Origin of the sequence: Moritella viscosa (assembly GCF_900120065.1) — a bacterium.
Taxonomy (GTDB): Bacteria; Pseudomonadota; Gammaproteobacteria; order Enterobacterales; family Moritellaceae; genus Moritella; species Moritella viscosa.
In genome coordinates this window covers 1-1,794 of record NZ_FPLG01000081.1, presented here as the reverse complement: position 1 = coordinate 1,794, position 1,794 = coordinate 1, and the positions used below count along the sequence as shown (strand labels likewise).

General features: G+C 49.6%; 1 rRNA gene. It reads left to right on the top strand.

Features of this window, described 5'->3' with window-relative positions:
- Nucleotides 1-198 precede the first annotated feature (198 nt).
- A 16S ribosomal RNA gene (locus BT797_RS10735) occupies nucleotides 199-1,743 on the top strand.
- The last annotated feature ends 51 nt before the right edge of the window (nucleotides 1,744-1,794 follow it).

Sequence of the window (1,794 nt, the reverse complement as noted above, 5' to 3'; positions counted from 1 at the left end):
ATGCTCTTTAACAATTTATTCAAGCAATCTGTGTGAGCACTTGCAGAGATATAATGACCAAAAATTATATCAATGTAATTGTGAACATTAAATTAAATCGAAAGATTTGGTTTTATAAACAACAAACTTCGGTTTGTTGTTGAAGTACAGAATTCATTGAGCCGACTTAATCGCTTAGGCGATTAGTCAAAAAACTTTTAATTGAAGAGTTTGATCATGGCTCAGATTGAACGCTGGCGGTAGGCTTAACACATGCAAGTCGAGCGGAAACGAAGAATAGCTTGCTATTCTGGCGTCGAGCGGCGGACGGGTGAGTAATGCTTGGGAATCTGCCTAGTCGAGGGGGACAACAGTTGGAAACGACTGCTAATACCGCATACGACCTACGGGTGAAAGGGGGCCTCTTCTTGAAAGCTCTCGCGACTAGATGAGCCCAAGTGGGATTAGCTTGTTGGTGAGGTAAGAGCTCACCAAGGCGACGATCCCTAGCTGGTCTGAGAGGATGATCAGCCACACTGGAACTGAGACACGGTCCAGACTCCTACGGGAGGCAGCAGTGGGGAATATTGCACAATGGGGGAAACCCTGATGCAGCCATACCGCGTGTATGAAGAAGGCCTTAGGGTTGTAAAGTACTTTCAGCGAGGAGGAAAGGTAGTAGATTAATACTCTGCTACTGTGACGTTACTCGCAGAAGAAGCACCGGCTAACTCCGTGCCAGCAGCCGCGGTAATACGGAGGGTGCAAGCGTTAATCGGAATTACTGGGCGTAAAGCGCATGCAGGCGGTTTGTTAAGCGAGATGTGAAAGCCCCGGGCTCAACCTGGGAACTGCATTTCGAACTGGCAAACTAGAGTTCTTGAGAGGGTGGTAGAATTTCAGGTGTAGCGGTGAAATGCGTAGAGATCTGAAGGAATACCAGTGGCGAAGGCGGCCACCTGGCAAGTAACTGACGCTCAGATGCGAAAGCGTGGGTAGCAAACGGGATTAGATACCCCGGTAGTCCACGCCGTAAACGATGTCTACTCGGAGTTTGGTTCCTTGAGAACTGGGCTCTTAAGCTAACGCATTAAGTAGACCGCCTGGGGAGTACGGCCGCAAGGTTAAAACTCAAATGAATTGACGGGGGCCCGCACAAGCGGTGGAGCATGTGGTTTAATTCGATGCAACGCGAAGAACCTTACCTACTCTTGACATCCATAGAACTTTTCAGAGATGAATTGGTGCCTTCGGGAACTATGAGACAGGTGCTGCATGGCTGTCGTCAGCTCGTGTTGTGAAATGTTGGGTTAAGTCCCGCAACGAGCGCAACCCTTATCCTTATTTGCCAGCACGTAATGGTGGGAACTCTAAGGAGACTGCCGGTGATAAACCGGAGGAAGGTGGGGACGACGTCAAGTCATCATGGCCCTTACGAGTAGGGCTACACACGTGCTACAATGGCGCATACAAAGGGCTGCAAACCAGCAATGGTAAGCGAATCCCATAAAGTGCGTCGTAGTCCGGATTGGGGTCTGCAACTCGACCCCATGAAGTCGGAATCGCTAGTAATCGTGAATCAGAATGTCACGGTGAATACGTTCCCGGGCCTTGTACACACCGCCCGTCACACCATGGGAGTGGGCTGCACCAGAAGTCATTAGCTTAACCTTCGGGAGGGCGATGACCACGGTGTGGTTCATGACTGGGGTGAAGTCGTAACAAGGTAGCCCTAGGGGAACCTGGGGCTGGATCACCTCCTTACGTAAAGTTGTTAGTTTTTGTAAGTGCCCACACAAATTGCTTGAATAGAAA